We start from the raw sequence: 26,561 nt of genomic DNA, 5'->3' as shown, positions 1-26,561 counted from the left end.
CTGTTTCCCCACCCGGCGGTTTCAGTGGTGATGATGCCTGGGTTCGAGTTCGTTCAGTGCCTCCAGTACCGGGAGGTTGATCTCCTCATACGCCATTACCTGACCACCGTGCGTGTCGGTATAGACTTCAGCGGCTTCGCGCCAGGCGAAGCTGGCCAGGGTCGGTCCCATGGCGCCGCTCTGGTCGCCGCCCACCACATACCAGGCGGTCTCGGCCGGAATCAGATGCTTCCGGGCGGGCGAGTCCCACGGTGCGCTGGTCATGTCGTGGACGAACACGGCCTCGACAATGGCGGCGGACTCGGGCTGGCGCAGCCACACGAACAGGTCACGGGTGGAACAGAACTTGAGCGGTGTCTCCCGGTGGCGGACAAAGGCCTCGCCCTTGGGGCCGGGGAAGCGGGTGATCAGCATGCCGCAGACATGGCACTCGTCACCGGCCTCGATGGCGACCGGCTCCAGGCTGCGCTCGGCCTCGGGCGCCTGCCCGCATCCGGCGAGCAGGAACTGCCCTGCGAGGAACAGAACCAAAAGATGCCTGAGCCTGCTGCCGGACCTGACATCCCGATCGCTGCCGGCAGCGATCGGGGCGCCGCGCCTGGATGCCGGCCTGCGTCGGCATGACGGATTGAACCGGAAACCTGTTAAGTGCGGAAACGGCATGACGACTCTCCAGAGGGATGCGGGATTCACAGCGCGCGGCGGGCAAAGCGCCACTGCGCCAGCAGCAGGGGAACGACGATCCAGACGAGCAGCAGACCGAGCAGCGCAGCCGGCTGGAACCAGGGACCGACCGCGATATGGGTCAGGCCGGTATAACTGCGGGCTGCCTCGAAGCCGACGAAGTTGACCAGGCGGAAGATATCGGTCGGGTTGAGCAGCAACAGTCCGGCCAGCCAGCCCCCCTCCTGCCCCCCGGCCATGACCAGCGCCCCCAGCAGCAGCAGGTCGAAAATCAGCACGAACCAGAACCAGACCAGCAGGGCCACGCCGGCGGCGACCGACTTCTCGCCGGCCCAGGCGCTGATCAGCTGCGCCAGCGCCAGGAACACGCAGCCCAGCAGCCAGGACGACAGAATGAACAGGCCGAAGGCCCGCCATACCCCGGCATCGCCGAGCTCCCCGGCGGCGCCGGCCACCAGCAGACCGGCGGCGCCGAAGCCGATGACTGTGGCGGTGGCGAGGATTGCGGCATGGCCGGCGAACTTGCCCAGCAGCAGCTGGCCACGGGTCAGGGGATAGGTCAGCAGCAGCAGCAGGGTCCCCTGCTCTTCCTCGCCCACCAGGGTGTCATAGGCCAGCATCAGCGCCACCAGCGGAATGATGAAGATGGCCAGGCTGGCCAGGCTGACGATGGTGGTGGACAGGCTGGTCACGCCCACCGCCCCCGAAGCGGCACCGCCGAAATACGACAGTCCCACGGCGAAGGCGGCCAGCAGCACGGTGATGGCCAGGATCCAGCGGTTGCGCAGGCCGTCGCGGTATTCCTTGATGGCGACCGTGATCAGGGCGTGCATGGCTGCGCCGCTCCACTGCGGTTGAAGTGGGCATAGAGGTCTTCCAGCGCGGGCTGGATGAGCTCGAAATCGGTCACACCGGGCAGCGCCAGCAGGGCGCGCACGGCCTCCAGCTTGCGCTCCGGATCGCCCTGCAGTTCCAGCACCGGCCCGGGCGGACAGGGCTCGAAGCCCAACGGCCGCAGCAACTCCACGGCCTGGTCGCGGTCCGGCTCACCCTGCACGCGGATACGCAGCGGCAGGCGCGCGCGGTCGCGCAACTCGGCCAGACTGCCCAGCGCCAGCAGGCGGCCGCGGCCGAGTATGGCGGCTCTGTCGATGTGCGCCTCCACGCCCGGCAGTACATGCGAAGAGATCAGGATGGATACACCCTGTCCGCGCAGATCGTCGATCATGCGGTAGAACTCACGCGTGACCTGCGGATCCAGTCCGGCGGTGGGCTCGTCCAGCAGCAGCAGCCGCGGCCGGCCGAGCAGGGCCTGCGCCAGACCGATGCGCTGGCGCATGCCCTTGGAATAGGTGCGGATACGCCGATCGGCGGCAGCGGACAGACCCACCCGTTCCAGCAGCTCATCGACCGCATGCAGCGCCGCCCCCTTGAGTCGGGCGAAATAACGCAGCACCTCGCGCCCGGTGAGCTGAGGATAGAAACTGACGTTCTCCGGCAGGTAGCCGAGCGCGCGACGCAGACGGTCGCTGGCATGCCCGGTCGAACTCTCGCCCAACACCCGGATGTCGCCCTGCGTCGGCGCGATCACGCCCAGCACCAGTTTCATACTGGTGGTCTTGCCGGCACCGTTGTGGCCGAGCAGGCCCAGTACCTCGCCGGGCTGCACCTTGAACGACAGGCCGTCCAACGCCTTGAAGCCGGCGTAGTCCTTGGTGACGTCGGTGAATTCCAGCGGCGCGGTCATATGCGCTTAACCAGGATCAAAACCCTCAACGCGGAGGCGCAGAGACGCCAGGGAAATTCATTTTCTATTTTCATGTCTCAGCGCCTTTGCGCCTCTGCGTTGAAAGCATTTCATGATCAGACACGCCCTCCGGCGGGCGCATCAACGGGTGGCTGTCGCGCACGCCCTGGGGCTTGAACACCGGGAACTGGCGCTGCACCCAGCGCAGGGTCTCGATGGCGGGGCTGCTCATGAGCACCCGTGCCATGGGATAGCGCCACAGTAGCTTGTCGACGGCGTCGTTGGGCTCGTAGGGACGATCGCCGATGCCGTCGGCATTCATGTCCCAGCCCAGGTAGTCGCTCCAGAAGTTGCCGCGGCCCTCATCGGACCATTCCTGTTCGCGGGTGGCGACGTATTTCACCTGCACCCGGTTGCGAACAAAGGCGTTGCTGTGAATGGCATTGTTCTCTGAGCCCGCCGTGAGATGAATGCCGATATCGGCGTCCTCGAGCACGTTGCCGGTGATCTCATTGTATTGGGCGTTGTAGATGAACAACGCCTTGCCGTCGGCCCCGGCGATATCGTCGCCCCCGGTGACGAAGGCCCGCCCGGTGCGGGTACCCTTGACATGATTGCCACTGATACGGCTGTCCACGATATAGTTCATCAGGATACCGTAATTGAGGTCGTTCTCCGAGACATTGCCCCTGACCTCCAGGTGCTTGGACTGCATCAGGGCATAGCCGGTGCGCGTGTTGCGGGTATGGTTGCCAATGACCTCGTTGTTGTAGGAGTACATGTAGTGAATGCCGTAGCGCAGGCCCTGCATGTAATTGCCTTCCAGCCGGTTGTACTGGCTGGTGTCGATGTAGATGCCGTCACGGGTGCCGCTGATTCGGTTGCCCCGGACCAGACCGTCATGAACGGCGAACAGGTGTATGCCGTTGCCGTTGTCCTGGGAACGCAGTTGCGGCGCGCCCTGGATGCGGTTGTCGATCACCTCGGGAGCGCGGCAGCCGTCCAGCCACAGACCGAAGGCGTTATTCTCTAACCGATTGCCAATGACACGCAGATTCCCGGCGCCCTTCTCGGCGAAGATGCCGGCATTCATGTCGGTCAGGTTCTTGCCGGAATTGCGGATAGTCAGCCCCCGGATCGTGACATCCGCCGTCTTGACGCGGATCACATCGCCGCTGCCATCGCCGTCCAGGATCGCCTCGCCCTTACCGTCCAGGGTCAGCGCCCCGGATATGACCAGATTGCCGGTATAGGTGCCGGCCGGGACCTCGATCACCGCACCCGGCCCGGCAGCATCCAGGCGCTGCTGCAGGGTCTGCATGGGCTGGGCGAACGCGGGCATCACGCTCAGCACAAGCGCGAGACACAAGGACCACGAATGAAGACAGGGAGAATCGATCAAGGAGCCACCTGGCACAATAACGTCATCCCGGCGTATGCCGGACAAAAGCGCGAAGCGCGTTGAACGCCTTTATGCCCTATGGGTACACAGGGCGGCCCGAAGGGCGAGCAACGCGAGCAATCCACAGACCGCTGCGGCCGATGGATTCCGGCTTTCACCGGAATGACGAAGGTAGAGAACTACGCGGGCATGTTCATGCCTCTCGAACCGGTCGTCACGCCGGCTCGACGAACATCCGCCCGCGCATCTCCATATGCAGGGCATGACAGAACCACTGGCAGTAGAACCAGTGCGTTCCGGCCTTGTCGGCAGTGAAGGTCACCGAGGAGGTCTGCTGCGGCCCGATCTCCATGGCAACGCCGTGGTTGATCACAGTGAAGCCGTGCGTGAGATCCTCGATCTTGTCCACATTGGTGATGGTCACGGTCACCTCGTCGCCCTGTTTGACAGTAAAACTCTCCAACCCGAAATTGGGCGCGGCCGATGTCATGTAGACCCGCACCTTGTTGCCGTCGCGGATCACCTTGTTGTCCTTCTCCAGGGTGATGCCGTCCTTCTTCGCCCGCTCCAGGCTGGGTGCGAACATAGGGTCGTCCCGGTCCCAGAGCTTCTTGGTGCGGATCTTGCTCCGGTGCACGATGATGCAGTCGTGCGGTTCGGCGAAGGCGGGGCCGTCATGCACCAGCTTCATCTCGTCGCCCGAGATGTCGATCAGCTGGTCGTTCTCGGCGCGCAGCGGCCCGACGGGCAGGAACCGGTCCTTGGAGAACTTGCACAGCGACATCAGCCATTTGCCGTCGGCCTCGTTGGTCTCGCCCATGCTGGTGTGGTTGTGGCCGGGCTGGTAATGCACGTCCAGCTTCTGGCGGATGTAATTGACCTCCTCGCCCTGGTAGGCACGGATGGCATCATCCACATTCCACTTGGCGATCTGGCTGTCAATGAACAGGGTGGTGTAGGCGTTGCCGCGGCCGTCGAATGCGGTGTGCAGCGGCCCCAGACCCAGTTCCGGTTCTGCCACCACCACGTCGCGCTCCTCATTGAGCTTGCCGGCGAACAGGTCATCCAGCTTGTCGATGCTGATCACGGTCACAGTGGGCGAGAGCTTGCCGTTGGCGACGAAGTACTTGCCGTCGGGCGAGGTGTTCAGGCCGTGCGGGCTCTTGGGGGTCGGGACATAGGCGGTCAGCTTCGAGCCGTGGCGGCCGTCGACCACCGGCACGTCCGAGTCGCCCAGGGTGATGAAATCGCCGTTCTTCACCGCCTCCTCGATGCGCGGGATATTGAATACCACCACCCAGTCGCGCTCGTTGCGCATGGTCTCTGGCAGGGTGAAGCCTTCCTCGGAGTTGTAGCAGGTGGAGGCCGCATAGGTGCCCTTGTAGTCGGCATCGGTATTGTCCAGGTTGCCATCGACGATAACCTGCCAGGCCACCTCCATGGTCTCGGCGTCCACGGCATTGAACATGGTGTAGTACTTGTCGTTGTCCAGCATGTTGCTCCCGTCATTGGGATGCGGCATGCGGAACTCGGCATTGCAGAACACATACTTGGTCTTGGGCGCCTTCTGCGGCCGCAGGCCATGGATGGCCTGAACATTGGGGATGGTGGTGATCTTGTCGGTCTTCATCACGTCGCAGCGGATGCGCGCCACGCGGGTGTTGGCCTTGTCGTTGATCCAGACGTACCTGCCGTCGTAGGTGCCGTTGGTGAAGCTCATGTGCGGATGGTGGGTGTCGCCGTTGAGCGGCGCGTTCTCACCCAGGATGGCCTTGGACTCGTTGGTCTGACCCCAGCCGGTGGCACCGCAGTAGTTGAACACCGGGATACGCATCAGTTCACGCATGGACGGGATACCGATGATACGCACCTCGCCCGACTGGCCGCCGCTCCAGAAGCCGTAGTACTCATCCAGCTCGCCCGGACCGACATGCGCCGGATTGGATTCGGCCGCCTCTGCCGGCCGGAAACTCAGCGAGCCCATGCTCATGCCGGCCGCGCCGGCGGCCGCCGCACCCAGGAAACCGCGTCGGGTAAGGCCAAAATGATCCGAATTGCTGCTCATCGTCGCACCTCCATCATGGTGTGTTTTTGTTGACTCACTGCGAGCCGGACGTGGACCCGGCCGGCTCGATCTCCAGGGGCAGCCCGCCCGGGCCGCTACCCTTCTGATTCTCTCCCTGCTGCTGACGCTGGCGCCGGGCGGCGCGTTCGCGCTTCTTGCGCTTCTCGATCAGCGGCGGGCACTTGTGGTTGTCCCAGTAGGTGATCTGGCAGTCCATGCAGAAATGGCACTCGTCCATGTTGATCTCGCCGGTATGGTGAATGGCCTGGATCTCGCATTCGTTGGCACAGATCTGACAGGGGTTGCCGCATTCCTTGCGCCGGCGCAGCCAGAAGGTGAGACGGAACTTCGCCGGCACGGCCAGGGCGGCGCCCAGCGGACACATGTACTTGCAGAAGAACTTGCAGTTGAAGGCCGAAATCACCACCAGCCCGAGGGCGTAAAGCACGAAGGGCAGGTCACGATCAAAGCGCAGCGTGATGGCGGTCTTGAACGGTTCGATCTCGGCATAGCGCTCGGCCTGGCCCAGCGACTGCAGCGAGACGCCGAACAGCACCAGCAGGATGATGTACTTGATGCCCCACAACCGGTCATGCACCACCTGCGGCAGCTGGTACTGGGGCACCTTCAGCTTGCGGGCGATTTCGTTGGTCAGTTTCTGCAGCGCGCCGAACGGGCACAGCCAGCCGCAGTAGACCCCGCGCCCCCACAACAGCAGCGCGGCCGCCACGAACACCCACAGGATGAACATGGTGGGGTCGATCAGGAAGGTGCTCCAGCTGAAGTCCTGGTGCAGGATGGCGCCGGTGAAGGTAAAGACATTCACCACCGACAGCTGACCCAGCAGGTACCAGCCGATGAAGAACAGGGTGTAGACCAGGAAGCCGTTGCGCAGATAGCGCATCAATTTCGGGTAACGCACCAGCCAGTCCTGCAGCGCCATGATCAGGGTCAGCAGCACCAGGCTGCCCACCAGCACACCGATGCGGAATTTGCGCTCCTGCCAGACCGTCATCCACATGGGGACGGGCTCCTCCGCCTCGACGATCTCCGGTTCAGGCCGCTCGATATAGGCCTCGGGTATCTCGTAGGTGGAGGCAAAGCTGGTGAACACACTGTCCAGCGGCCCGGTCTGACGCCGCACCAGGAGTTCCACCTCCCACATCGCCCCGGGGTTGAATTCGTGCTCGGCGCGGACAACGAAGATGGCCATCTCGTCCATCTCCGGCATGCCCGGCAGGAAGGTGTCGTTGAGGCGGTAATGATCCAGGTCACGGAAGGCGATTTCATGATCGCCCTGGCGCAGATGGATGCGGTCGAAGATACCGCCGCGCACATAACCAGAGCCCTTGAAGGAATAGATACCACGACCCATGACGGCAACGGCGTGTTCGCCCGGTTCGAGCTCCGCCATCAGCCAGTTGTACTGGCTCTCGCCAAGCAGGTTGCGGCCGATGGTGGGCGGATTGAGGTGGCCATAATAGAGATCGATGAAGACCTGGTCCTGCTCTCCCTGGCCGGCGGCATCCACGCCCTCCGCCTCGGTACCGGCGAAGGCCGCATCCACCTCGCCGCGGGTAATCAGCATGCGGCGGATGGCGCCGTTGCCGGTCAACTCCTTCCAGTCCGAGTCACGGTAATACTCACTGCGCACCCGTGCCGGCTTGCGCCGGGCCTCACGTACCGCCTCGATCAGACCGTACTCGGTCGCGACCTTGCGCGCGGCCTGGATGATGACCTCGTTCATCACCATCACCGTGACCGTGGCACCGGTGACGGCGTCGATGTTGACATAGCCTTCGCGCGAACCGGCGCCGACCTTGAGCCGGTCCTCTACCGACTTGCCGCGGTACTGGTCGGTGAAATCATCCAGGCTGGATTCGGGGATGCCCACCAGCAGAATCGGCTCGTGATGCTCGATCACCCGTACCCCGGTGATGTTGCCGTCCAGGTCCAGCCCCACCAGCATATCGATGGGCTTGCCGGAATAGGCCGGAATGGGCGCGATGGGCAGGGTGCGGAAGACATAGCCCAGTTGACGGTTGCCCTGGAACACCTTCGCCACCGGCGGCTCGCCCTCGTATTCGCCGAAGCCGTCGGATTCGGGAAAGAACTGCTTCACCAGGTCGGCATCAGGCAACGCCGCCTGTGCCGGCCGCATGCAGAGCAGCGCCAGCAAAAAAAAGACGAAAAGAGTGACGCCCCGGTCCCCGGGCATAGTGGCTGGAATCACGTCCCGCATTATTCCTGTTGGTTGCGATTGCGGCCGCAGTATGGCCCGCAGCCTCCCCACGGTGTATGACCTGAGTCAAATGCCGGAGGCAACGGTTCGTAATTGAGGCATATGACTTATATTAAACCTAGACTATACCTGGTAAATGTCGAGCCACAAACACCAACGCGGTCCTGGTGTCCGGCCGCGCCGAACGCCTCGTGGAACATTAAATACCTTGTTTCACGAAGGGGCACAGGGCTGGCCTTGCGGCGACCGTTGCAAGTTGGTTTTTATTCCACCGCTTCAGTCTGTTAGGGACCCTCAGGGTGGCTTGCAGGCGGGTTTCGATGTGACTCCATCCGCCCCGGATGTTAGAATTGTCGAAATTTTCCTTAAATTTCCCAATCATTTAGCAACCAAGAGACTGACGCATGAAGACATTCAAGGAAAGTCTCCAAGAGCGAATCCTTATCCTCGACGGTGCCATGGGCACCATGATCCAGAGCTACAAGCTCGAAGAGGCCGACTACCGCGGCGAGCGCTTCAAGGACTGGCCCTGTGACCTGAAGGGCAACAACGACGTCCTGCAGCTGACCCAGCCCCAGATCATCCGCGACATCCACACCGCCTACCTGGAGGCCGGCGCGGACATCATCGAGGCCAACACCTTCTCCTGCACCTCCATCGCCATGGCCGACTACCAGATGGAGGACCTGGCCTATGAGCTGAACAAGGCCGGCGCCGAGGTGGCGCGCGAAGCCGCCGACGCCATGACCGCGAAGACCCCGGACAAGCCGCGCTACGTCGCCGGCATCCTGGGGCCCACCAACCGCACCGCGAGCATCTCGCCGGACGTGAACAATCCGGGCTTCCGCAACGTCAACTTCGATCAGCTCAAGGACGCCTACTATGAGAACGTGCGCGGCCTAGTCGACGGTGGCGTCGATGCGCTGCTGATCGAGACCATCTTCGACACGCTGAACGCCAAGGCGGCTGTATTCGCGATCGAACAGTATTTCGAGGACACCGGCAGGGAGAAGCTGCCGGTCATCATCTCCGGCACCATCACCGACGCCTCCGGCCGCACCCTGTCGGGCCAGACCGCCGAGGCCTTCTTCAACTCGCTGCGCCACGCCAACCCGGTGTCGCTGGGCTTCAACTGCGCCCTGGGCGCGAAGGAGCTGCGCCAGCACATCGAGGAGCTCGCCGGCATCGCCGACTGCGGCGTGAACGCCCACCCCAATGCGGGCCTGCCCAACGAGTTCGGTGAATATGACGAGTCGCCCGAGGCCATGGCCGCGGAGATCCGCGAGTGGGCCGAGAGCGGCTTTCTCAACATCATCGGCGGCTGCTGCGGCACCACGCCGGCACACATCCAGGCCATCGCCGAGGCCGTGGCGGAATTCCAGCCGCGCCCGATCCCGCAGCATGACGTCGACACCATGCGCCTGTCCGGCCTGGAGCCCTGCAACATCACCGACGACTCGCTGTTCGTCAACGTCGGCGAACGTACCAACGTCACCGGCTCGGCCAAGTTCAAGCGCTTGATCCTGGACGAGAAATTCGACGAGGCCCTGGAGGTCGCCGCCGATCAGGTGGAGAACGGCGCCCAGGTCATCGACGTCAACATGGACGAGGGCATGCTGGACGGCGAGGAGGCGATGGTGAAATTCCTCAACCTGATCGCCTCCGAGCCCGACATCTCGCGCGTGCCGGTGATGATCGACTCCTCCAAGTGGCACATCATCGAGGCCGGCCTCAAGTGCATTCAGGGCAAGGGTATCGTCAACTCCATCTCCATGAAGGAGGGCGAGGAGGAATTCATCCGCCAGGCCAAGCTGTGCCGCAAGTACGGCGCGGCCGTCATCGTCATGGCCTTCGACGAGGTCGGCCAGGCGGACACCAGGGAACGCAAGGTCGAGATCTGCACCCGGGCCTACAAGCTGCTCACCGAGCAGATCGGCTTTCCGGAAGAGGACATCATCTTCGACCCCAACATCTTCGCCATCGCCACCGGCATCGAGGAGCACAACAACTACGGCGTGGACTTCATCGAGGCCACCCGCGAGATCAAGCAGGCCCTGCCCCACGCCAAGGTCAGTGGCGGCGTCAGTAACGTCTCCTTCTCCTTCCGCGGCAACAACCCGGTGCGCGAGGCCATCCATGCCGTGTTCCTGTATCACGCCATCAAGGCCGGCATGGACATGGGCATCGTCAACGCCGGCCAGCTGGCCATCTACGACGACCTGCCCGAGGAGCTGCGCGAGGCGGTCGAGGACGTGGTGCTCAACCGCCGCGACGATTCCACCGAGCGGCTGCTGGATCTGGCCGACAAGTACAAGGGCGAGGGCGGCACCGCCGAGAAGAAGGAAGACCTCGAGTGGCGCGAGTGGCCGGTGGAGAAGCGCCTGGAGCACGCCCTGGTCAAGGGCATCGACGCCTATGTCGAGGAGGACACCGAGGCCGCGCGCCAGAACGCCGAGCGCCCGATCCACGTGATCGAGGGTCCGCTGATGGACGGCATGAACGTGGTCGGCGATCTGTTCGGCGAGGGCAAGATGTTCCTGCCGCAGGTGGTCAAGTCCGCCCGCGTGATGAAGAAGGCCGTGGCACACCTCATCCCCTATATCGAGGCCGAGAAATCCGAGGGCCAGCAGGCCAAGGGCAAGATCCTGATGGCCACGGTGAAGGGCGACGTGCACGACATCGGCAAGAACATCGTCGGCGTGGTGCTGCAGTGCAACAACTTCGAGGTCATCGACATCGGCGTAATGGTGCCGGCACAGAAGATCCTCGACACCGCGCGCGAAGAGAAGGTCGACATCATCGGCCTGTCGGGCCTGATCACGCCGTCGCTGGACGAGATGGCACACATGGCCAAGGAGATGGAGCGCGAAGGCTTCGACATCCCGCTGCTGATCGGCGGGGCAACCACCTCGCGCGTGCACACGGCAGTGAAGATCGAGCCCAACTATACGAAGAACGCGACCGTCTACGTCAAGGACGCCTCACGCGCCGTGGGCGTGGCCCAGAACCTGGTCTCCGAGGCCAACAGGGACAATTACGTCGCCGAGATCAAGGCCGAATACGAGAAGGTCCGCGAGATGCACGCCGGCAAGAAGGCCAAGACCAACTGGGTCAGCCTGGAGGCCGCGCGCACCAACAAGACGAAGGTCGACTGGGAGAACTACACCCCGCCGAAGCCCGCCGTGCTGGAGCAGGGCGCGGATGCGTCGGCCGCGGACAAACCGAAGCCGGAAGTCGTGCACGGCGACGGCTACAGCGTGCTGCGCTTCGACAACTATCCGCTGGAGAGAATCGCCGAGTACATCGACTGGACGCCCTTCTTCAAGACCTGGGAACTGGCCGGCAGCTACCCGAAGATCCTGGACGATGAGGTCGTGGGCGAGCATGCCCGCTCCCTGTTCGATGATGCGCAGCAGATGCTGAAGCAGATCATGGACGAGAAGTGGCTCGAGGCACGCGGCGTGTTCGGCCTGTTCCCGGCCAACCAGGTGGGCGACGACGACATCGAGTTGTACACCGACGACTCACGCGGCCAGTCACTGCTCACCCTGCATCACCTGCGTCAGCAGAACCAGAAGCCGCCGGGGCGGCCCAACCAGTGCCTGGCCGACTATGTGGCGCCGAAGGACAGCGGCCTGAAGGACTATCTCGGCGCCTTCGCCGTGACCGCCGGCATCGGTATCGATGAACATGTGGAACGCTTCGAACGCGAACACGACGACTACCGTTCCATCATGCTCAAGGCCCTGGCCGACCGTCTGGCCGAGGCCTTCGCCGAGTTGCTGCATGAACGGGTGCGCAAGGAGTTCTGGGGCTATGCCGCGGACGAGTCGCTGGACAATGACGCCCTGGTCAAGGAGCAGTATCAGGGTATCCGTCCCGCCCCCGGCTATCCGGCCTGCCCGGAACACACCGAGAAGGCGCTGCTGTGGAAGCTGATCGACCCGGTCAACAACGCCGGCCTGGCGCTGACCGAGTCCTTCGCCATGGTGCCGACCGCTGCGGTCAGCGGTTTCTACTTCAGCCACCCCGAGGCGCGTTACTTCGGCGTCGGCAAAATCAACCGCGACCAGGTCGAGGACTACGCCAGACGCAAGGGCATGAGCCTGGAGGAGGCCGAACGCTGGCTGGCGCCGAATCTGGGCTACGACCCGGACGAAGCCCCGACCGAGCAGAAGAAGGCCGCCGGCTGAGGCCGCGGCCGCGGCCCAATGCGAAGCCCGCCCTTCCGGCGGGCTTTTTTATGGTTCTTCGCAGATTTGCGGGGTTGCTCAAGAGTCGCTGCAGCCCCCACAGGTAAACCAAGCCAGCATCCGTCATTGCGGCGCAGGCCGCAATCCAGAGGCCGCCGAGGTATCTGGATCCCGGCCTTCGCCGGGATGACGGCTCTGGGTTACCGACCTGCCGGCTGGGCTGGTTCGCTTGCCTTGCCCGGAAATGCGCGATGAACCTTTTTTATGCCTGCGACAGGCCCGTCCGGACATAAAAAAACCCCGTTCTGACGAACGGGGTTTTGTGGCTGCATCCGGTGCTCAGCGGCTGGCGGCCTTCCTGCCGGCTGCGCCCATGCCCAGCAGCCCGACCGCGATAAGTGCCAGCGTGGTCGGTTCGGGGATGGTCCCGGTCTGGCATTCAGGGGCATCGGGGGTCTGCGAGCAGTCCGTTGAACGGATCGCGCTGTAGAGCACCTGCGCCTGCGAGTAGTTGTAGAACCCGAAGCTGCCATCGGAGAAGCTGGACACGCCGGCCACATCCGCCGGAGTGATGCTGATCTCGGTGGTGCCGTTGACGCTCACCTCGATCAGGTTACTGGTGAAGATGATGTTGAAGGCATAATCGATCAGGTCGGTGTAGCCGGTGTTGCCCAGGCTGTTCGCCCGGGTGATCAGGTCCACTTCACCGGCCGTGTGCTGCCAGTAGGAGCCGCCCGTGCCCGTGGTATTGCCGTTGGAGCCGTTGGTGACATGGGAGATAGCCAGGCCCTGGCCCCAACCGGCCTGGTCGCCCTGCTTCCAGTCGATGAGGTAGAAATCGGCACTGGAGGAAAAGATCTCGCCGCTGTTGTAGCCGAGCACGAAGCCGATGAAATCGTCATCGCCTTCGGCGCCGACCCGGATATTGCCGCTCAGGGCCGTGCCCTGGCTACTGGTGGCGCTGGGATCGAAAAAGACCGTGGGCGCACCGTTGACGGTCTGCAGCACCGAATCATTGCCGGCCTGAACATTCCAGGAGGAACTGCCGCCTTCGGCCGTCCAGCCAGTGAGGTCCACGGCGACGGCATGGGCCTGGACGGAAGCCAGCGCCCCGGTTGCCGCCAGGGCCAGTGTTGTTATCAGTTTCATTTCGGTTTCTCCTTGCTGGCACCAGGGCTGCGGCCCGGGTGAAATACTAGTGAACTGCTCACCATGCATGAATCATGCAGAAACCTCAGAATACTGATATTCAAGATAAAATTTCATTCGACCGAACAGGACTGTAAAAATTACTGACATTGATTCCACTCCACCGGAGCCGGGTCCGCCCCGGCGGCTTGAATTTCACCCCACCTCGACCGATTCTCTGTCTGGATAACCCTGTCGGGATTACAACTGAATATCACAGACGGCGAGGTCAGCATGGACGAGCAAGAGGATGGGCCTGACATCGACGCCCTGCCCTTCGCCGCCCCGGCGCGCAGACTGGAACCCACCGCCCCGCTGTGCTGGCTGCGCGCCGGACTGGAAGACATGCGTCGCGCCCCGGTACTGAGCCTGGGCTACGGGGCGGTCATGGCTCTGCTCAGCGCCCTGATCGCGCTGTTGAGCTGGCGTTTCGGCGCCCTCGGCCTGTACCTGGGACTGGCCACCGGCTTCCTGTTCGTCGGCCCGGTACTGGCGCTGGGGCTGTACTCGTTCAGCTGCCAGATCGAGGCCGGCCGGCGCCCCGTACCCGGCTACTGCCTGCGCGAGGGCGGGCGGCACCTCAAGGATCTGCTGATCTTTTCCACGGTGCTGCTGGTGATCTTTCTGATCTGGGCCCGGGCGGCCACCATGGTGCATGTATTCTTTCCGGTGCAGGGGGATTACAGTCTGCGCGATCTGGCCGGCTTTCTGGCCATCGGCAGCGCCGTCGGCGCGGTATTCGCCGCCGTGGTGTTCACGGCCAGCGCCTTCTCCCTGCCGATGATCATGGACCGCAGGGTGGATGCGATCACCGCCGTGATCACCAGCGCCAACGCGGTGCTGCGCAACAAGGCCGCGCTGCTGGTCTGGGCGCTGATCATCTTCTTCTGCGTGCTGCTGGGCTTCGCCACCGCCCTGTTCGGCTTCGTGTTCCTGCTGCCGCTGCTGGGGCATGCCACCTGGCACGCCTACCGCGATACCATCGACGCCAGCGCCTGGCCGGCACATGAGCCCCTGGCCGGCATGCCCGCTGCCGATCACCAGTAACCGCGGCGACGGCGGTACTACATGCCGACCAGTTCCGCATGCACGCCCTGACCGGTGACCAGCTGCAGGATCTCCCGGGCGGAGACGCACCTGGCGTTGTAGGTCACCAGCATCATGTGCGGCCGGTTCTCGGGCACATCGGCACTGGTGACGCAGCCGTTTTCCCTGACCGCCGCCTCCAGCCGCTTGAGGGCATCCCGGTCCAGGGTCTCGTCCACATGTATCATTACATCAGCGATTGCATCAGCCATGGCCGTATCTCCCGGGTTATGGGGTACTTACAACCATAGGCCCCGTGCCGGGATTATCCCAATAAATATCACTGATCCTGCGGTCGATGCACGGCACAACCCCCGGCTGCAGCGGGTCGAAATTTTTACTTGCATTTTTTGATAATCGTGTATACTTCAGGGCGTGGTCGCCCGGGGGCACCGCCATCCTGCGGCCACGAAAAGAATTGGTTGCACGTTCGTTAGGTCATCCAGAAGCACCCTCTTGGTTACTCCTGCACCTTGCCTTTCTCGACCTGCAATTAGATTCACAATTTTGAAACATGATTTACTGAGGTAATTTACATGAGTACTGGTACTGTTAAGTGGTTCAACGAGTCCAAGGGTTACGGCTTCATCTCGCCGGCAGACGGCAGCGATGACGTGTTCGTGCACTTCTCCGCGATTCAGGGCAGTGGCTTCAAGACCCTGGCCGAAGGCCAGGCCGTCAGCTTCGACGTGGAGCAGGGGCCGAAGGGCCTGCAGGCTGCCAACGTGGTGGCCCAGGGCTGAATCCCGGACCATTGCGGCGCATGCCAAACCCCGCCAACCGGCGGGGTTTTTTATTGCCCGGCCGTTACGGCGGACTATGCTTGCCGGTACAGCCCCATTGCCCCGGGAGCCCATCATGAACCTGCCGCGCACCTTCGTCGCTCTCACCCTGCTGCTCTGGCTGTCGCCGGCGGCAGCGGAGTCAAGCCCCGCCGGCGCTCGTTTCGAGCAGACGCCTTACGGCGAACAGAAGGTAATGTTCGATTTCTACTTCGACGAACCGGCCAAGATCAACAGCGCCCTGTACTGGCTGCGCTCCTTCATGAACCCCCTGACCGAGGCGCCCTATGGCCAGGCCCCGGAATTCATGAACATCAAGGTGATCATCCACGGCACCGAGATTGTCACCGTGGCCCGGCACAATGAGGAGAAATACCGGGATGCCGTCGCCCGCATGCGCTACTACGCCCAGCTGGGCGTGGAGTTCCGGGTGTGCGGCCTGGCGGCCGAGGATTACGGCTACCAGCGGGAGGACTTCCAGGATTTCATCGTGATCACACCATCGGCGATCACGGAACTGGCCCACTGGCAGCAGCAGGGCTATGCCCTGATCACGCCCCAGGTGCTGGAGCGGCGTCACAGCATCGAGTCGATTCGGTAGTTCTTTGGCAGTGGCGATGTCAACGCAGAGAACGCGGAGACGCAAAGGCGCAGAGAAATTCGATTTCATTGCCTTTGCGTCTCCGCGTCTCTGCGCACTCTGCGTTATTGCCGCCATGGCAGTGGGCCTGGCGGGCTGCGCCACGCAGGCGTCGCGCGGCACCGCCAGCCCCTGGTATCCCCCGCCGTTGGGCACCCGGGTGATCCTGCCCGAGGCGATCACCATTCCGGCGCGCTCGGCACGGGTGTATTTACAGGACGGCTGGATCACCGGGCGCGGCGTGAATCATTTCGCCCCGCACTGCCAGCTGGAGGTCAACCGGGTCAGCGATGCCCCGCAGACGGTCCCGGCCGGTGAGTTCACTGTCACGGATGTGCAGCGGCGCATCAGCGAGGTCGTGGACAGCCGGGCCGTCCAGGTCGCCGGACGAATCGGCATCGGTATCGGTATCGGCCTGTTCGGCTCGGACGTGGGCGATATCATGCAGGCCTGGCACATGCGGCTGCATGCGGATGGCCGGGCGGACGTGCGCGCCCTGATCTGCGGCGGGGCCTTCGATCATCCGTCCCAGGCGCAGACGCCCAGCATCGACCAGATGCGCCGCGCACTGGGCCGGCACGTCATACTGGAACTGCCCCGGCAGGACAACCCGCAGGCGGATGGAGCGAACCGGTAGGATGGGTGCAGGCGCCTGCGCCGCAACCCATCATGCTTCCGCCCGGCCACAAAGGATTGCGATGGGTTGCGCTGCGCTTTACCCATCCTACACCACCAAACCTCCTCACTCCTGACTCAGAACAGCCCCACGTCCAGATAGGACCGCGCGATCTTGCGGATGGACACGGCATAGGCGGCCGTGCGCAGGTCGTTGATGGTCTCGCCCTCACGCAGGGCCTCGCTGATCTCCTGATAGCCCATACGCATGCTGTCATCCAGGCCGGAGCGCACCAGGTCCACCTCGTCGGCGCCATGGGCGATCCGGTTGCGCATCTCGTCGGTGATACTGGCTCCGGTCATTTCCTCCAGGAAAGCGGCCATCTGGTGGCCGCGCACCTCGTCATGGCGGCGCTGCATGCGCCCGAAGCGGATATGGGAGATATTCCGGATCCATTCGAAATAGGACACGATCACACCACCGGCGTTGGCGAAGGCATCGGGAATGATGACCACACCGCGCTTGTTCAGCACCTCGTCGGCGCCGTAGGTCACCGGCCCGTTGGCCGCCTCCACGATCATCCGCGCCTGGATGCGCTCGGCATTCTCCAGGGTGATCTGCCCCTCCATCGCCGCCGGGATCAGGATATCGCATTCCTTCTCCAGCACCGCCGCGCCGTTCTCCTCGAATGTTCCACCGGGGAAGTTGCGCACCGTGTGGTGCTGGATGATGTGATGGTAGACCTCTTCCACATTGAGGCCGGCATCATTGATCAGGGCACCATCGCGTTCGATGATGGCGGTGATCAGGGCCCCGTCCTCCTCGGACAGAAACTTGGCGGCATGATAGCCGACGTTGCCCAGCCCCTGGATGACGATGCGCTTGCCGTCCAGGCCGCCGTCCAGTCCGGCACGCCGGACGTCCTTGGAATGACGGAAGAATTCGCGCAATGCGTACTGCACACCGCGACCGGTGGCCTCGACCCGGCCGCGGATGCCGCCGTGATGCACCGGCTTGCCGGTCACGCAGGCGGTGTAATTGATGTCCTCGGGATGCAGCTGCTTGTAGGTGTCGGCCATCCAGGCCATTTCGCGCTGACCGGTGCCGATGTCGGGTGCGGGGACGTTGGTGGAGGGATTGAGAAAGCCCTTGCGCACCAGCTCCAGGGCGAAGCGGCGGGTGATCAGTTCCAGCTCATCGCGCTCGTACAGAGTGGGGTCGATATTGAGCGCCCCCTTGGAGCCGCCGAAGGGCACATCCACGATGGCGCACTTGTAGGTCATCAGTGCCGCCAGCGCCTCGACTTCGTCCTGGTCGGCATAGGAGGCGTAGCGGATCCCGCCCTTGGCCGGCAGGCGATGGGTGCTGTGAGTGGCGCGCCAGCCGGTGAAGACCTCGATCTTGCCGCGAATCTTGACCGGGAACTGCACCTGCAGCACTTCGTTGCAGGCCTTGATGGCGTTGGCCGTGCCCGCATCCAGACCGACCGCGCTGATCGCGCGATCGACCATCAGGTTCACACTCTCGCGAAAGGTAGGCTCCTGTTGCATGTTGTTATTCCTTTTCCGCCCGGTTTGCCGACACATTAATTCAAGCCGGGGTCGGAAGAAAGCGCCGAGGCGGCGCCGGAACAAAAAACGCCGCCCGTTTCGTGAACGGGCGGCGTCATGCGTAACCCGCGCCCGATGGCGCGGATGACAGCCGGCCTAACGCTCCGGCTCGACGACCTCAAAGGCGGAGAACTCGATCTCGGTGCGCCGGTTCGGCCCCAGGCAGTCGATCAGCGCCTGCCCGCGCATGCCCGCGCACTCCTTCACCGGGCTGGACTCGCCCATGGCGCTGACCTGCAGGGCCTGAGCGGGCACCCCCTGCTGCACCAGGTACTGCTCAACCGCGTGGGCGCGGTCGCGCGAGAGCTTGAGGTTATAGTCCTCGGCGCCGATACGGTCGGCATGCCCCACGATATGGATACTGGGGTCGCGGGCCTGCTTGAGCGTCCGGGCAATTTCATTGAGCTTGTCCATCCCCTCACGGGTCAGGACCGCCCGGTCGAACTCGAAGTAGGTATCCGAGCTCAGATTGATGCGCCGCAGCACCGGTTCCGGTGCGGGCTCCATTGCCGCCACCTCGGTTTCCGCCGGCTGCTCTGCTGCGGCCAGCCCGGGCTCGCACTCCATGATCGCCAGGCTTTCCGACCAGCCCGAGGTATGCACGCATTCGCCATAGTCGCTGCGGACGATACCGCCGGCGCTTTCCGAGACATAACCGACGGGCTCGGCCTGCGCCACGGGGACGGCCAGCAGGACCAGTCCCGCACTCAGCACGACGCCGATCCAGGACCTTGAAAGACGACTACACTGGGTTGTATCAAACATGCCTGCATCTCCTTGTGCCTGACCCGTCATCATCCAGTGCCGGCACGTTCCCCGGCATCGGCACAACGACAGGCCATGTTCAGACTGCATGAAAAAAGCCATCTCTCCATTATCAAAACTAGTTCCTGCCGCCCTGCTGTCAATCTGCAGGCCTTGCGCCAGATCAAGCCGGAATGTGATATTTTCGCAACCTGCCGCCGGTTGGTTTCAGGCTGCCATGGAAGTAGTATGTCGGAATGATGGCGCTCACGGACACATCCTGGCAGGTCTACATCATTCGCTGCGCGGGCGGCAGCCTGTACACCGGGATCACCACGGACGTGGAGCGCCGCTTCCGTCAGCACGCTGACAGGCGCGGGGCGCGCTACTTCCGCGGTCGCACCCCCGAAGCCGTCGTCTATCTCGAGGCCGGGCACAGTCGCGCCTCGGCCAGCCGCCGCGAAGCCGCCATCAAGCGGCTGCCGCGCCATGCCAAGCTGCAGCTGCTGACCTCCGCGCACAACCAGCTTACTAATGAGAACGTAAGTTAGATGACACTCAGCCGTTGTGTGCTCACACAGGCCAAGGCAGCGAAGCGCCGCTGCAGCACTCCTGCAGCAAGCTTCGATAACGGAGGCCGTTCCATGACACCCTTCCGCTCCCTTGCCCTGCTTGCGGCACTGCTGTTGCCGGGTGGCCACAGCCTGGCCGCCGAACCCCGGCCGATGGCGGACATACACATCCACTACAAGTGGAATCAGAAGGACACCACTCCGGCCCGAACGGCCGCGGACATCCTTGCCAAGCACCATATCGAACTGGCGGTGGTGATCGGCACCCCGCCGGCGCTGGCACTGGAACTGGCGCAACTCGCCCCGCAGCGCATCATTCCCATCTGGAGTCCCTATCGCGACAGCGGCGAGTGGTCGCGCTGGGCCTTCGACAAGGAGGTGCCGCAGCGGGCCCGCGAGGCCCTGGCCGGCGGCCGCTACCACGGCATCGGAGAGCTGCACCTGATCGGCGGCTTCACCCCCGATTGGGACACCCCGGTCATCCGCACCCTGCTGGAACTGGGTGCCGAGTTCGAGGTGCCGGTGATGCTGCACACCGAGTTCAGCCGCAACGACTACCTGCTGGGGCTGTGCCAGGCCCATCCGCAGACCCGCATCCTGTGGGCGCACGCCGGTGCCATCCTCGAACCCGCAGCGGTCGACGCCGTGCTCGCCGCCTGCCCCAATGTCTGGGCGGAACTCTCGGCCCGCGACCCCTGGCGCTATGTACGCCATCCCATCACCGCCGCCGACGGCGCCCTGCTGCCGGAATGGGAGGCCCTGATCCGCCGCTATCCCGACCGCTTCATGGTCGGCTCGGACCCGGTCTGGCCGGTCGAGCAGCTGGACGGCTGGGACCGGGACGACACCGGCTGGGAGGAATACGGCCGCTTCATCGACTTTCATCGCGGCTGGATCGGCCGACTGGATCCCGCACTGGGGCAGAAGCTGCGGCTGGACAACGCCCGCCGATTATTTGACATGCATAGCACTGGCGACGACTGATGCGGCCGCAGCTATGGCCAAGCCGCCGCTACGGGCAGATAATGGCAGCATTCCACCAATAACAAGCACTGTGCCGTTACCGGCAAGACCTTAATGCCCCGATGCCCACGCCCGTCCTGATCTGCGATGACTCCAGCTTCGCCCGCAAGCAGATGGCGCGCGCCCTGCCGGCAGGCTGGGATGTGGAGATCAGCTTCGCCGCCAACGGCGAGGAGGCGTTGCAAGCCATTGCCGCCGGCAGGGGCGACGTGCTGTTCCTCGATCTCAACATGCCGGTGCTCGACGGCTACGAGACCCTGGCCGAGATCCGTCGCCGCGATCTGCCGGCCATGGTGATCGTGGTCTCCGGCGATATCCAGCCCGAGGCACGCGAGCGGGTGCTGGGACTGGGCGCGATGGACTACATCAGGAAGCCCATCGACGCCCCCAAGGTCGAGACCATCCTGAACAAGTTCGGTATCCGTTTCGATGGCAGCGCTGATGCGCCGCGCGAGGTGGACATCGAAATCGGGGCGCTGGACGTGCACCAGGAGATCGTCAACATCGCCATGGGCCGGGCCGCCGACCTGCTTGCCCGCAACCTGGGGGTGTTCGTGAAGCTGCCGGTCCCCCGGCTCAGACTGACCGAGCGCAGCGCCCTGCAGCAGGCCCTCGAACACGCCCCCCACAGCGAGGCCATTTTCGTGGTCAGCCAGGGCTTCATCGGCGCCGGCATCGGCGGTGAGGCGTTGCTCAGCTTCACCGAGTCCAGCTTCAGCCATCTGGCCGAACTCATGCACTACGAGGGCGAACTGGACGCGGCCGCCGAGGTCGAGCTGATCATGGATACCGCCGGCATCCTGATCGGTGCCTGCCTGAACGGCATTGCCGAGCAGTTGGACATCGATTTCAGCCAGAGTCATCCCACCGTCCTCGGACGCCACACCTCCTGGCAGGAACTGCTGCATCCCCGCGCGGACTGCAACGAGCAGATCCTGGTCATAGAGTTGGACTACGCCATCGAGGACCGCGACATCCACTGCGACCTGACCCTGTTCATCAGCGGAGATTCGCTGCAGCTGCTCAATGAGCGCATCGACTACCTGAAGTACACCTGAGCATGGAAAACAAGATCGACATCAAGGAAATCCACTGGCTGATGGACATGCTGCAGACCATCGACGTCGGCCTGGTGGTTCTCGATCGCGATTACCGCGTGCAGATGTGGAACAGCTTCATGGAGAACCACAGCGGCCTGACCCCGGCGCACGTGATGGGCAACAACCTGTTCAACCTGTTCGGCGAGATCCCCGAGGCCTGGTTCAAACGCAAACTGGACATGGTGTTCGAGCTCAACACCCGCGCCTTCACCACCTGGGAACAACGCCCCTATCTGCTGAAATTCCGTACCTACCGGCCCATCAGCTCACCGGCCGAGCACATGTACCAGAACGTCACCCTGATACCGGTAGGCTCGGCCGACGGCCGCATCCGCCACGTGGGCATCATCATCTACGATGTCACCGACACCGCCCTGGGCAAGCGGGAACTGGAACAGGCCAATGCGCAGCTGGCACAACTCTCACGCACCGACCGGCTCACCGGACTGAACAACCGCGGCTACTGGGAGGAATGCCTGCATCAGGAGTTCGCCCGCTTCCAGCGCAGTAAAACGCCCTGTTCCCTGATCATGTTCGACATCGACCATTTCAAGGCGGTCAACGACACCCACGGCCACCAGGCCGGCGACGAGGTCATCCGCGTGACCGCCGCCACCCTGCGCGAGACCATCCGCACCACGGACATCGCCGGGCGCTACGGCGGCGAGGAATTCGCCATCATCCTCACCGACACCGATGCCGCCTGCGCCCGCTATGTGGCCGAGCGCCTGCGCCGGAAGATCGAAGCGCTGACGGTAAAATACGAAGACAAGGTGATCGACCACACCATCAGCCTGGGGGTGGCCGAACTCGGCCCTGAACTCAGCACACCCCAGCAGTGGCTGGAGCAGGCCGACCAGGCGCTGTACCGGGCCAAGGAAGGCGGCCGCAACCGCAGCGAACTCCACTCCGACCCGGGCTGAGGCTCCGCGGGACCCGTATCGAGCCGCTGCAAGCTGCGTTATCATTTCTCCCATGCGCGAAGACATCGACATCGACGCCCTGCGGCAGCGGCTGCTGATGCGCGCCCACGAACTGGAGACGATGGCCGCTATCCGGCGCGAGGCCGGCGCGACGGTGGAACTGGACCAGACCCGCACCGGCAGGTTGTCGCGCATGGACGCCATGCAGGCCCAGGCCATGGCCCGTGCCGGCGATGCGCGGGCACAGGACGAATACCGGCGCATCCAGGCCGCACTCGCACGCATCGAGTCAGGCGAGTACGGCTATTGCCTAGACTGCGATGGACCGATCGGCGCCGGCCGCCTGAACGCCGACCCGGCCAACGCCCTGTGCCTGGCCTGTGCCGAACGGCGTGAACAGTGATCCTCCGATGAACCCGCATTCCCCCCGCCACACCGTCGAATCCCTCAATCGGGAGACCGCCCGCATCCGCTGGGCGGAACTGGAGCGCCACTTCGCCCGCGGCGTGGTCATCCATGTCGCCGCCGAGCTGGACCTGGTGGCGGTGGCGGTCGCCTTCGCCAACGACGACCGGACCGCCGTCGAGGCCTGGCTGGCCGACGACCGGGTCCGTCACCTGGACACCGACACCGCCCGCGACTGGCGCGCGCGCGACCCGGAACTGTGGGCAGTGGTCATCGCACCCTGGGTTCTGGTGCAGGAACCAGCGCTCAAGCCCTGACGCCGGCTGTCGATCTGATCTGACAGCTTCCCTACTACTGGCGCCATTGCTATGCTCACGCGCTATCAACTGGCCGGGCCGCCATGCTGAGAACCTTCTATTCCATCTACTCGCTGCTGACCGCGGTTGCCCTGCTACTGCTCGGCTCCGGCCTGCTCGGCACCGTGGTGGCATTGCGCGCCAGCGCCGAGTTCCTGTCCAACGATCTCACCGGACTGATCATGTCCGGCTTCTTCCTGGGCTACGTGGTCGGCTCCTATGTCTGCCCGCGCATCCAGCACAATGTCGGCCACATCCGCAGCTTCTCCGCCTTCGCGGCCATCGGCTGCGCCTCGGTCATTCTGCATGCCTTGTGGGTGGACCCGCTGGCCTGGTGGCTGCTGCGCGTACTCACCGGTATCAGCATGCTGGGCATGTATCTCGCCATCGAGTCCTGGCTCAACAACCTGGCCACCAACGAAAACCGCGGCCGGCTGTTCGCCGTCTACATGACCATCAATCTGCTGGCCCTGGGTTCGGGCCAGTACATGCTGCTGATCTATGGCTTCGACGGTACCGAACCCCTGGTGCTGAGCGCCCTGTTCTTCTCGCTGGCTTTGGTACCGATCGCGCTGACCCGCATGCTGCAGCCCACGCCCGTGAGCGTGCCGCATCTGGGGCTGCGCCAGCTCTACCGTACCTCGCCGCTGGGCGTGATCGGCGCGCTCATCTCCGGCCTGGTCAGCGGCGCCTTCTGGGGTCTGGGACCGATCTATGCCACCGGCGTGGGTCTGACCGAGTTCGGCATCGCCCTGTTCATGAGTGCGGTGATCTTCGGCGGCGCCCTGCTGCAGTTCCCCATCGGCCACCTGTCCGACAATCACGACCGCCGGCTGGTGCTGCAGAATGTCAGTCTGCTCGGCGCGGTCGCCGCGCTGGCGGTCTTCTTTCTCTCCGTCACCCACCTCCAGTATGCCCTGATCCTGTCGGTGGCCCTCGGCGGCTGCGCCTTTTCCGTCTACTCACTGTCAGTCGCCCACACCAACGACCACCTGGATTCCAATCACATGCTCGAGTCCAGCCAGAGCCTGCTGCTGCTGAGCGGTATCGGCTCCGCCATCGGACCGATCCTGGCCGGCCTGGCCATCGAATGGTCGGGCAGCCACGGACTGATGCTGTATTTCTCCATCCTGCTGATGCTGCTGGCCTTATACTCGGCCCGCCGGCGCCGTGTGGGTGCGGTCATCCCGACCGAAGAGCAGGGCGAATTCGTCGCCATGGCCCGCACCTCGCCGGCCGTGCTGGAGCTCGACCCCCGGGTGGAGGCCGAGGATGGAGAGGCCGCCGACAACCCGTCGGCCCCGCCACCCGCCTGAAGCGGGAGAATCTGCTATCCTGCTGGTGACGTGATGACTCGACTCGATCTCAGTATCCCGCCTCTGATCCACCAGCCCGGTCCGGACGATACCGTCACGGCCATCCAGAGCTGGCTGGACAGCCTGCCCAAGCTCAACCAGGCTGAATTCGCCGACGCCCTGGTCACCAGGCTCAAACGCATCAATCAGACGGTAATCGAACCCGGCATCCGCCATGCCCTCATGAGCGCCTTCGCTGCCGAATCGGCACACCTGATCGAGCGTTTCTGCACCCAGTGCGGACAGGTCAACTTCCCCCTCAAGCGGGAAAAACTTGTGCTCTACGATCAGGCCCAGGCGCTGCTGGAGGCAATGGCCAACGGCTACAAACTGCTGGCCATGCAGCTGGCCCGGGCGCCGGATGAACTCGACGGGCAATCACGGACCATCCTGCACGAAAGCCTGCTCCAGGCCACCGAACAACTCTCCCGTCGGGTCCTGATCGCCTACGCCATCTATCGCAATGCGCCGGAAGGCGTGTGGGGGGAGATCCATCAACTCTACCGCTTCGCCGAGGGCCATGATCTGGCCACCGCGCGGGTCGAGCACATGTCCGACTGGTCGCTGGGCATTGCCTATACCCAGATCGTGATCGCGGCCCTGTGCAATCCCTTTCATCTGTTCCAGAACGAGATCCACGAAGTCTATGCACGGCTGCGCAAATGGGCCGGGGCGGTGCGTCTGCGTCACGCGGAGGAATACGACGAGCCGCTGGAATCGCTCACCGCCGAGCGCTACTTCATCGATCTCGACAGCGACGCCCCGCCGCGCCACGGCGTGGCCGCCCGTCCGGGTGAGCCCGCTGCGACCCGCCTGCTGGACATCCGCGAACTGGAACGCATCACCGCCGACCAGGTCATGACGCTGACCCAACGTAAGGAACTGAGCTACCGCGAGCATCAGGAACGCGACCTGCTGCGCCGGCTGCGCAATGCCTGGAGCCGGCGTCCAACGCGCGTCGAACAGCGCGCCGAGCGCTGCACCCAGGCAATGGTGGTAGCCGGGCTGACCCCGGCGCACTACTACCTTTCGGGCCGCAGCGAATTCGATCCGGAGGCGTTCGAGATCCACATGCATGGCGACCGCATGCAGGGCGGCAGCGACCTGTCGCTGGTGCCCATGGAACAGGAGAGCTGGCGCGAGAACGAGATGCGCCGCAAGCTGGAGGAAGGGGTGATCAAGCCGCGCAGCTACGGCTTCGACTACACCGCCCGTGACGACGACGTGTGGAAGCGCGCCAACGTCGCCTCCAACCGCAGCAAGACCGAGATCGAGACCGCTCTGGAACAGCGCATCTCAGCCAGCGCAGCGCAGCTGGCAACCCTGGACGAGAGCGACAGCGGCTTCGGCTTCACCTGCCCGGCCGACGCACATATCAACATCAATGTTGGTTCGCTGCTGGCGGTGCAGGAGTGCAAGGATACCGACCGCTGGTGCCTGGCAGTGATCCGCTGGATGCGCACCGATCCGGACCTGTCACTGAAACTCGGTGCACGCCTGATCCCCGGCACCACCCGTGCCGTGGCGGTGCGGGGCATCGAGGGTCACGGGGCCCACACCCAGTACCAGCGCTGCATCGTGCTCACTGCGGAGGACGCGGCACACAGCTACATCGTTCCCGCCGGCCTGTTCCACGCCGGGAGCCTGCTGCTGCTCAACGACGGCGAACAACTGCGGCTGCTGCGCTTCACCCGGTTGACGGAAATGACCAAGAGCTACACCCGGTATCTGGCCGAGGACGTGGAACTGAACGAGACGCGCCACGAGCAGGTGGTACAGTCACTGTACCGGCTGCTCTACAGTTCGGAGGAATAACGCCTGCCACGTG

At 63.9% G+C, this 26,561-nt stretch carries 23 protein-coding genes; 13 read left to right on the top strand and 10 right to left on the bottom strand.

The genetic code is table 11. The features are described 5' to 3' along the window. Window positions 1-21 precede the first annotated feature (21 nt). From CFK21_RS02085 to nosR, 6 genes are all read right to left on the bottom strand, one after another. Window positions 22-531 carry a nitrous oxide reductase accessory protein NosL gene (locus tag CFK21_RS02085; protein WP_197702976.1) on the bottom strand — a complete coding sequence of 170 codons (510 nt, stop codon included), beginning with the start codon at window positions 529-531 and terminating at the stop codon, window positions 22-24. Between the two features lie 158 nt (window positions 532-689). Then, window positions 690-1,517, bottom strand: coding sequence for an ABC transporter permease (locus CFK21_RS02080; protein ID WP_096364265.1), 828 nt, complete (start codon window positions 1,515-1,517; stop codon window positions 690-692). After that, on the bottom strand, window positions 1,505-2,431 hold the full coding sequence (locus CFK21_RS02075; protein ID WP_096364263.1) for an ABC transporter ATP-binding protein: 927 nt from the start codon (window positions 2,429-2,431) through the stop codon (window positions 1,505-1,507). The genes CFK21_RS02080 and CFK21_RS02075 overlap by 13 nt, the downstream gene beginning before the upstream one ends. 70 nt (window positions 2,432-2,501) lie before the next feature. Then, window positions 2,502-3,773 (bottom strand): nitrous oxide reductase family maturation protein NosD, encoded by a 1,272-nt coding sequence (locus CFK21_RS02070; protein ID WP_096364261.1) that lies wholly within the window; start codon window positions 3,771-3,773, stop codon window positions 2,502-2,504. 274 nt (window positions 3,774-4,047) lie between these two features. Continuing rightward, window positions 4,048-5,898 carry a TAT-dependent nitrous-oxide reductase gene (nosZ, locus tag CFK21_RS02065; protein WP_096364259.1) on the bottom strand — a complete coding sequence of 617 codons (1,851 nt, stop codon included), beginning with the start codon at window positions 5,896-5,898 and terminating at the stop codon, window positions 4,048-4,050. A 34-nt stretch (window positions 5,899-5,932) separates the two neighbouring features. Next, window positions 5,933-8,059, bottom strand: coding sequence for a transcriptional regulator NosR (gene nosR / locus CFK21_RS02060; protein WP_231971547.1), 2,127 nt, complete (start codon window positions 8,057-8,059; stop codon window positions 5,933-5,935). Window positions 8,060-8,544: 485 nt separating this feature from the next. Here nosR and metH point away from each other — a divergent pair, with 485 nt between their 5' ends. Next, on the top strand, window positions 8,545-12,333 hold the full coding sequence (gene metH / locus CFK21_RS02055; RefSeq protein ID WP_096364255.1) for a methionine synthase: 3,789 nt from the start codon (window positions 8,545-8,547) through the stop codon (window positions 12,331-12,333). A gap of 339 nt (window positions 12,334-12,672) precedes the next feature. Here metH and CFK21_RS02050 read toward each other — a convergent pair whose 3' ends face one another. After that, complete coding sequence (locus CFK21_RS02050) at window positions 12,673-13,482, bottom strand: PEP-CTERM sorting domain-containing protein (protein ID WP_157745245.1); 810 nt, start codon at window positions 13,480-13,482, stop codon at window positions 12,673-12,675. A gap of 273 nt (window positions 13,483-13,755) precedes the next feature. On the opposite strand from CFK21_RS02050, the gene CFK21_RS02045 reads away from it, so the two are divergent. Beyond that, the gene (locus tag CFK21_RS02045) at window positions 13,756-14,568 is read left to right on the top strand and encodes a DUF2189 domain-containing protein (RefSeq protein ID WP_096364251.1); all 813 of its coding nucleotides are present in this window, start codon (window positions 13,756-13,758) and stop codon (window positions 14,566-14,568) included. A 17-nt stretch (window positions 14,569-14,585) separates the two neighbouring features. Here CFK21_RS02045 and CFK21_RS02040 read toward each other — a convergent pair whose 3' ends face one another. Then, on the bottom strand, window positions 14,586-14,819 hold the full coding sequence (locus CFK21_RS02040) for an ATP-binding protein (protein ID WP_157745243.1): 234 nt from the start codon (window positions 14,817-14,819) through the stop codon (window positions 14,586-14,588). Window positions 14,820-15,143: 324 nt separating this feature from the next. Here CFK21_RS02040 and cspE point away from each other — a divergent pair, with 324 nt between their 5' ends. The 3 genes from cspE (at window position 15,144) to CFK21_RS02025 (ending at window position 16,666) form a co-directional block, all read left to right on the top strand. Next, complete coding sequence (gene cspE, locus CFK21_RS02035) at window positions 15,144-15,350, top strand: transcription antiterminator/RNA stability regulator CspE (protein WP_096364248.1); 207 nt, start codon at window positions 15,144-15,146, stop codon at window positions 15,348-15,350. Between the two features lie 115 nt (window positions 15,351-15,465). After that, on the top strand, window positions 15,466-15,990 hold the full coding sequence (locus tag CFK21_RS02030; RefSeq protein ID WP_096364246.1) for a DsrE family protein: 525 nt from the start codon (window positions 15,466-15,468) through the stop codon (window positions 15,988-15,990). Window positions 15,991-16,105: 115 nt separating this feature from the next. Next, complete coding sequence (locus CFK21_RS02025) at window positions 16,106-16,666, top strand: hypothetical protein (protein WP_096364244.1); 561 nt, start codon at window positions 16,106-16,108, stop codon at window positions 16,664-16,666. Between the two features lie 116 nt (window positions 16,667-16,782). Here CFK21_RS02025 and CFK21_RS02020 read toward each other — a convergent pair whose 3' ends face one another. Together CFK21_RS02020 and CFK21_RS02015 are read right to left on the bottom strand one after the other, a co-directional pair. Further along, window positions 16,783-18,195, bottom strand: a complete 1,413-nt coding sequence (locus CFK21_RS02020; protein WP_197702973.1) for a Glu/Leu/Phe/Val family dehydrogenase — start codon at window positions 18,193-18,195, stop codon at window positions 16,783-16,785. 156 nt (window positions 18,196-18,351) lie between these two features. After that, window positions 18,352-19,020 (bottom strand): OmpA family protein, encoded by a 669-nt coding sequence (locus CFK21_RS02015; RefSeq protein ID WP_157745241.1) that lies wholly within the window; start codon window positions 19,018-19,020, stop codon window positions 18,352-18,354. Between the two features lie 236 nt (window positions 19,021-19,256). Between CFK21_RS02015 and CFK21_RS02010 the strand changes: the two genes are divergently transcribed. The 8 genes from CFK21_RS02010 to CFK21_RS01975 all read left to right on the top strand — a co-directional run bounded on the left by CFK21_RS02010 (window position 19,257) and on the right by CFK21_RS01975 (window position 26,548). Beyond that, the gene (locus CFK21_RS02010; protein ID WP_231971546.1) at window positions 19,257-19,550 is read left to right on the top strand and encodes a GIY-YIG nuclease family protein; all 294 of its coding nucleotides are present in this window, start codon (window positions 19,257-19,259) and stop codon (window positions 19,548-19,550) included. Between the two features lie 93 nt (window positions 19,551-19,643). Further along, window positions 19,644-20,555 carry a hypothetical protein gene (locus CFK21_RS02005; protein WP_096364240.1) on the top strand — a complete coding sequence of 304 codons (912 nt, stop codon included), beginning with the start codon at window positions 19,644-19,646 and terminating at the stop codon, window positions 20,553-20,555. A gap of 101 nt (window positions 20,556-20,656) precedes the next feature. Continuing rightward, window positions 20,657-21,652 (top strand): response regulator, encoded by a 996-nt coding sequence (locus CFK21_RS02000; protein ID WP_096364237.1) that lies wholly within the window; start codon window positions 20,657-20,659, stop codon window positions 21,650-21,652. Between the two features lie 2 nt (window positions 21,653-21,654). Further along, a complete protein-coding gene (locus CFK21_RS01995) occupies window positions 21,655-22,617 on the top strand; it encodes a sensor domain-containing diguanylate cyclase (RefSeq protein ID WP_096364235.1) in 963 nt (320 codons plus the stop codon). Window positions 22,618-22,669: 52 nt separating this feature from the next. Then, window positions 22,670-23,020 carry a TraR/DksA family transcriptional regulator gene (locus CFK21_RS01990; protein ID WP_096364233.1) on the top strand — a complete coding sequence of 117 codons (351 nt, stop codon included), beginning with the start codon at window positions 22,670-22,672 and terminating at the stop codon, window positions 23,018-23,020. 7 nt (window positions 23,021-23,027) lie between these two features. After that, window positions 23,028-23,339, top strand: a complete 312-nt coding sequence (locus CFK21_RS01985; protein WP_096364231.1) for a DUF2288 domain-containing protein — start codon at window positions 23,028-23,030, stop codon at window positions 23,337-23,339. Between the two features lie 83 nt (window positions 23,340-23,422). Beyond that, the gene (locus CFK21_RS01980) at window positions 23,423-24,694 is read left to right on the top strand and encodes an MFS transporter (RefSeq protein WP_096364229.1); all 1,272 of its coding nucleotides are present in this window, start codon (window positions 23,423-23,425) and stop codon (window positions 24,692-24,694) included. A gap of 33 nt (window positions 24,695-24,727) precedes the next feature. Next, the gene (locus tag CFK21_RS01975; protein ID WP_096364227.1) at window positions 24,728-26,548 is read left to right on the top strand and encodes a hypothetical protein; all 1,821 of its coding nucleotides are present in this window, start codon (window positions 24,728-24,730) and stop codon (window positions 26,546-26,548) included. Window positions 26,549-26,561 lie beyond the last annotated feature (13 nt).

Source organism: Thiohalobacter thiocyanaticus (assembly GCF_002356355.1).
GTDB classification, from domain to species: Bacteria; Pseudomonadota; Gammaproteobacteria; order Thiohalobacterales; family Thiohalobacteraceae; genus Thiohalobacter; species Thiohalobacter thiocyanaticus_A.
The sequence above is the reverse complement of the archived record's forward strand: the minus strand, read 5'-3'. Positions and strand labels throughout refer to the sequence as shown.

Bases quoted from the DNA above. Each gene is read 5' to 3' on its own strand.
- CFK21_RS02080 (WP_096364265.1), bottom strand. From the start codon at position 1,517: ATGCACGCCCTGATCACGGTCGCCATCAAGGAATACCGCGACGGCCTG.
- CFK21_RS02040 (WP_157745243.1), bottom strand. From the start codon at position 14,819: ATGGCTGATGCAATCGCTGATGTAATGATACATGTGGACGAGACCCTG.
- CFK21_RS02005 (WP_096364240.1), top strand. From the start codon at position 19,644: ATGACACCCTTCCGCTCCCTTGCCCTGCTTGCGGCACTGCTGTTGCCG.
- CFK21_RS02010 (WP_231971546.1), top strand. From the start codon at position 19,257: ATGATGGCGCTCACGGACACATCCTGGCAGGTCTACATCATTCGCTGC.
- CFK21_RS01985 (WP_096364231.1), top strand. From the start codon at position 23,028: ATGAACCCGCATTCCCCCCGCCACACCGTCGAATCCCTCAATCGGGAG.
- cspE (WP_096364248.1), top strand. From the start codon at position 15,144: ATGAGTACTGGTACTGTTAAGTGGTTCAACGAGTCCAAGGGTTACGGC.
- metH (WP_096364255.1), top strand. From the start codon at position 8,545: ATGAAGACATTCAAGGAAAGTCTCCAAGAGCGAATCCTTATCCTCGAC.
- CFK21_RS01975 (WP_096364227.1), top strand. From the start codon at position 24,728: ATGACTCGACTCGATCTCAGTATCCCGCCTCTGATCCACCAGCCCGGT.
- CFK21_RS01995 (WP_096364235.1), top strand. From the start codon at position 21,655: ATGGAAAACAAGATCGACATCAAGGAAATCCACTGGCTGATGGACATG.
- nosZ (WP_096364259.1), bottom strand. From the start codon at position 5,898: ATGAGCAGCAATTCGGATCATTTTGGCCTTACCCGACGCGGTTTCCTG.
- nosR (WP_231971547.1), bottom strand. From the start codon at position 8,059: ATGCGGCCGGCACAGGCGGCGTTGCCTGATGCCGACCTGGTGAAGCAG.
- CFK21_RS02025 (WP_096364244.1), top strand. From the start codon at position 16,106: ATGGCAGTGGGCCTGGCGGGCTGCGCCACGCAGGCGTCGCGCGGCACC.
- CFK21_RS02000 (WP_096364237.1), top strand. From the start codon at position 20,657: ATGCCCACGCCCGTCCTGATCTGCGATGACTCCAGCTTCGCCCGCAAG.
- CFK21_RS02075 (WP_096364263.1), bottom strand. From the start codon at position 2,431: ATGACCGCGCCGCTGGAATTCACCGACGTCACCAAGGACTACGCCGGC.
- CFK21_RS02030 (WP_096364246.1), top strand. From the start codon at position 15,466: ATGAACCTGCCGCGCACCTTCGTCGCTCTCACCCTGCTGCTCTGGCTG.
- CFK21_RS02020 (WP_197702973.1), bottom strand. From the start codon at position 18,195: ATGCAACAGGAGCCTACCTTTCGCGAGAGTGTGAACCTGATGGTCGAT.
- CFK21_RS02070 (WP_096364261.1), bottom strand. From the start codon at position 3,773: ATGCCCGCGTTCGCCCAGCCCATGCAGACCCTGCAGCAGCGCCTGGAT.
- CFK21_RS02045 (WP_096364251.1), top strand. From the start codon at position 13,756: ATGGACGAGCAAGAGGATGGGCCTGACATCGACGCCCTGCCCTTCGCC.
- CFK21_RS01990 (WP_096364233.1), top strand. From the start codon at position 22,670: ATGCGCGAAGACATCGACATCGACGCCCTGCGGCAGCGGCTGCTGATG.
- CFK21_RS01980 (WP_096364229.1), top strand. From the start codon at position 23,423: ATGCTGAGAACCTTCTATTCCATCTACTCGCTGCTGACCGCGGTTGCC.
- CFK21_RS02015 (WP_157745241.1), bottom strand. From the start codon at position 19,020: ATGTTTGATACAACCCAGTGTAGTCGTCTTTCAAGGTCCTGGATCGGC.
- CFK21_RS02050 (WP_157745245.1), bottom strand. From the start codon at position 13,482: ATGAAACTGATAACAACACTGGCCCTGGCGGCAACCGGGGCGCTGGCT.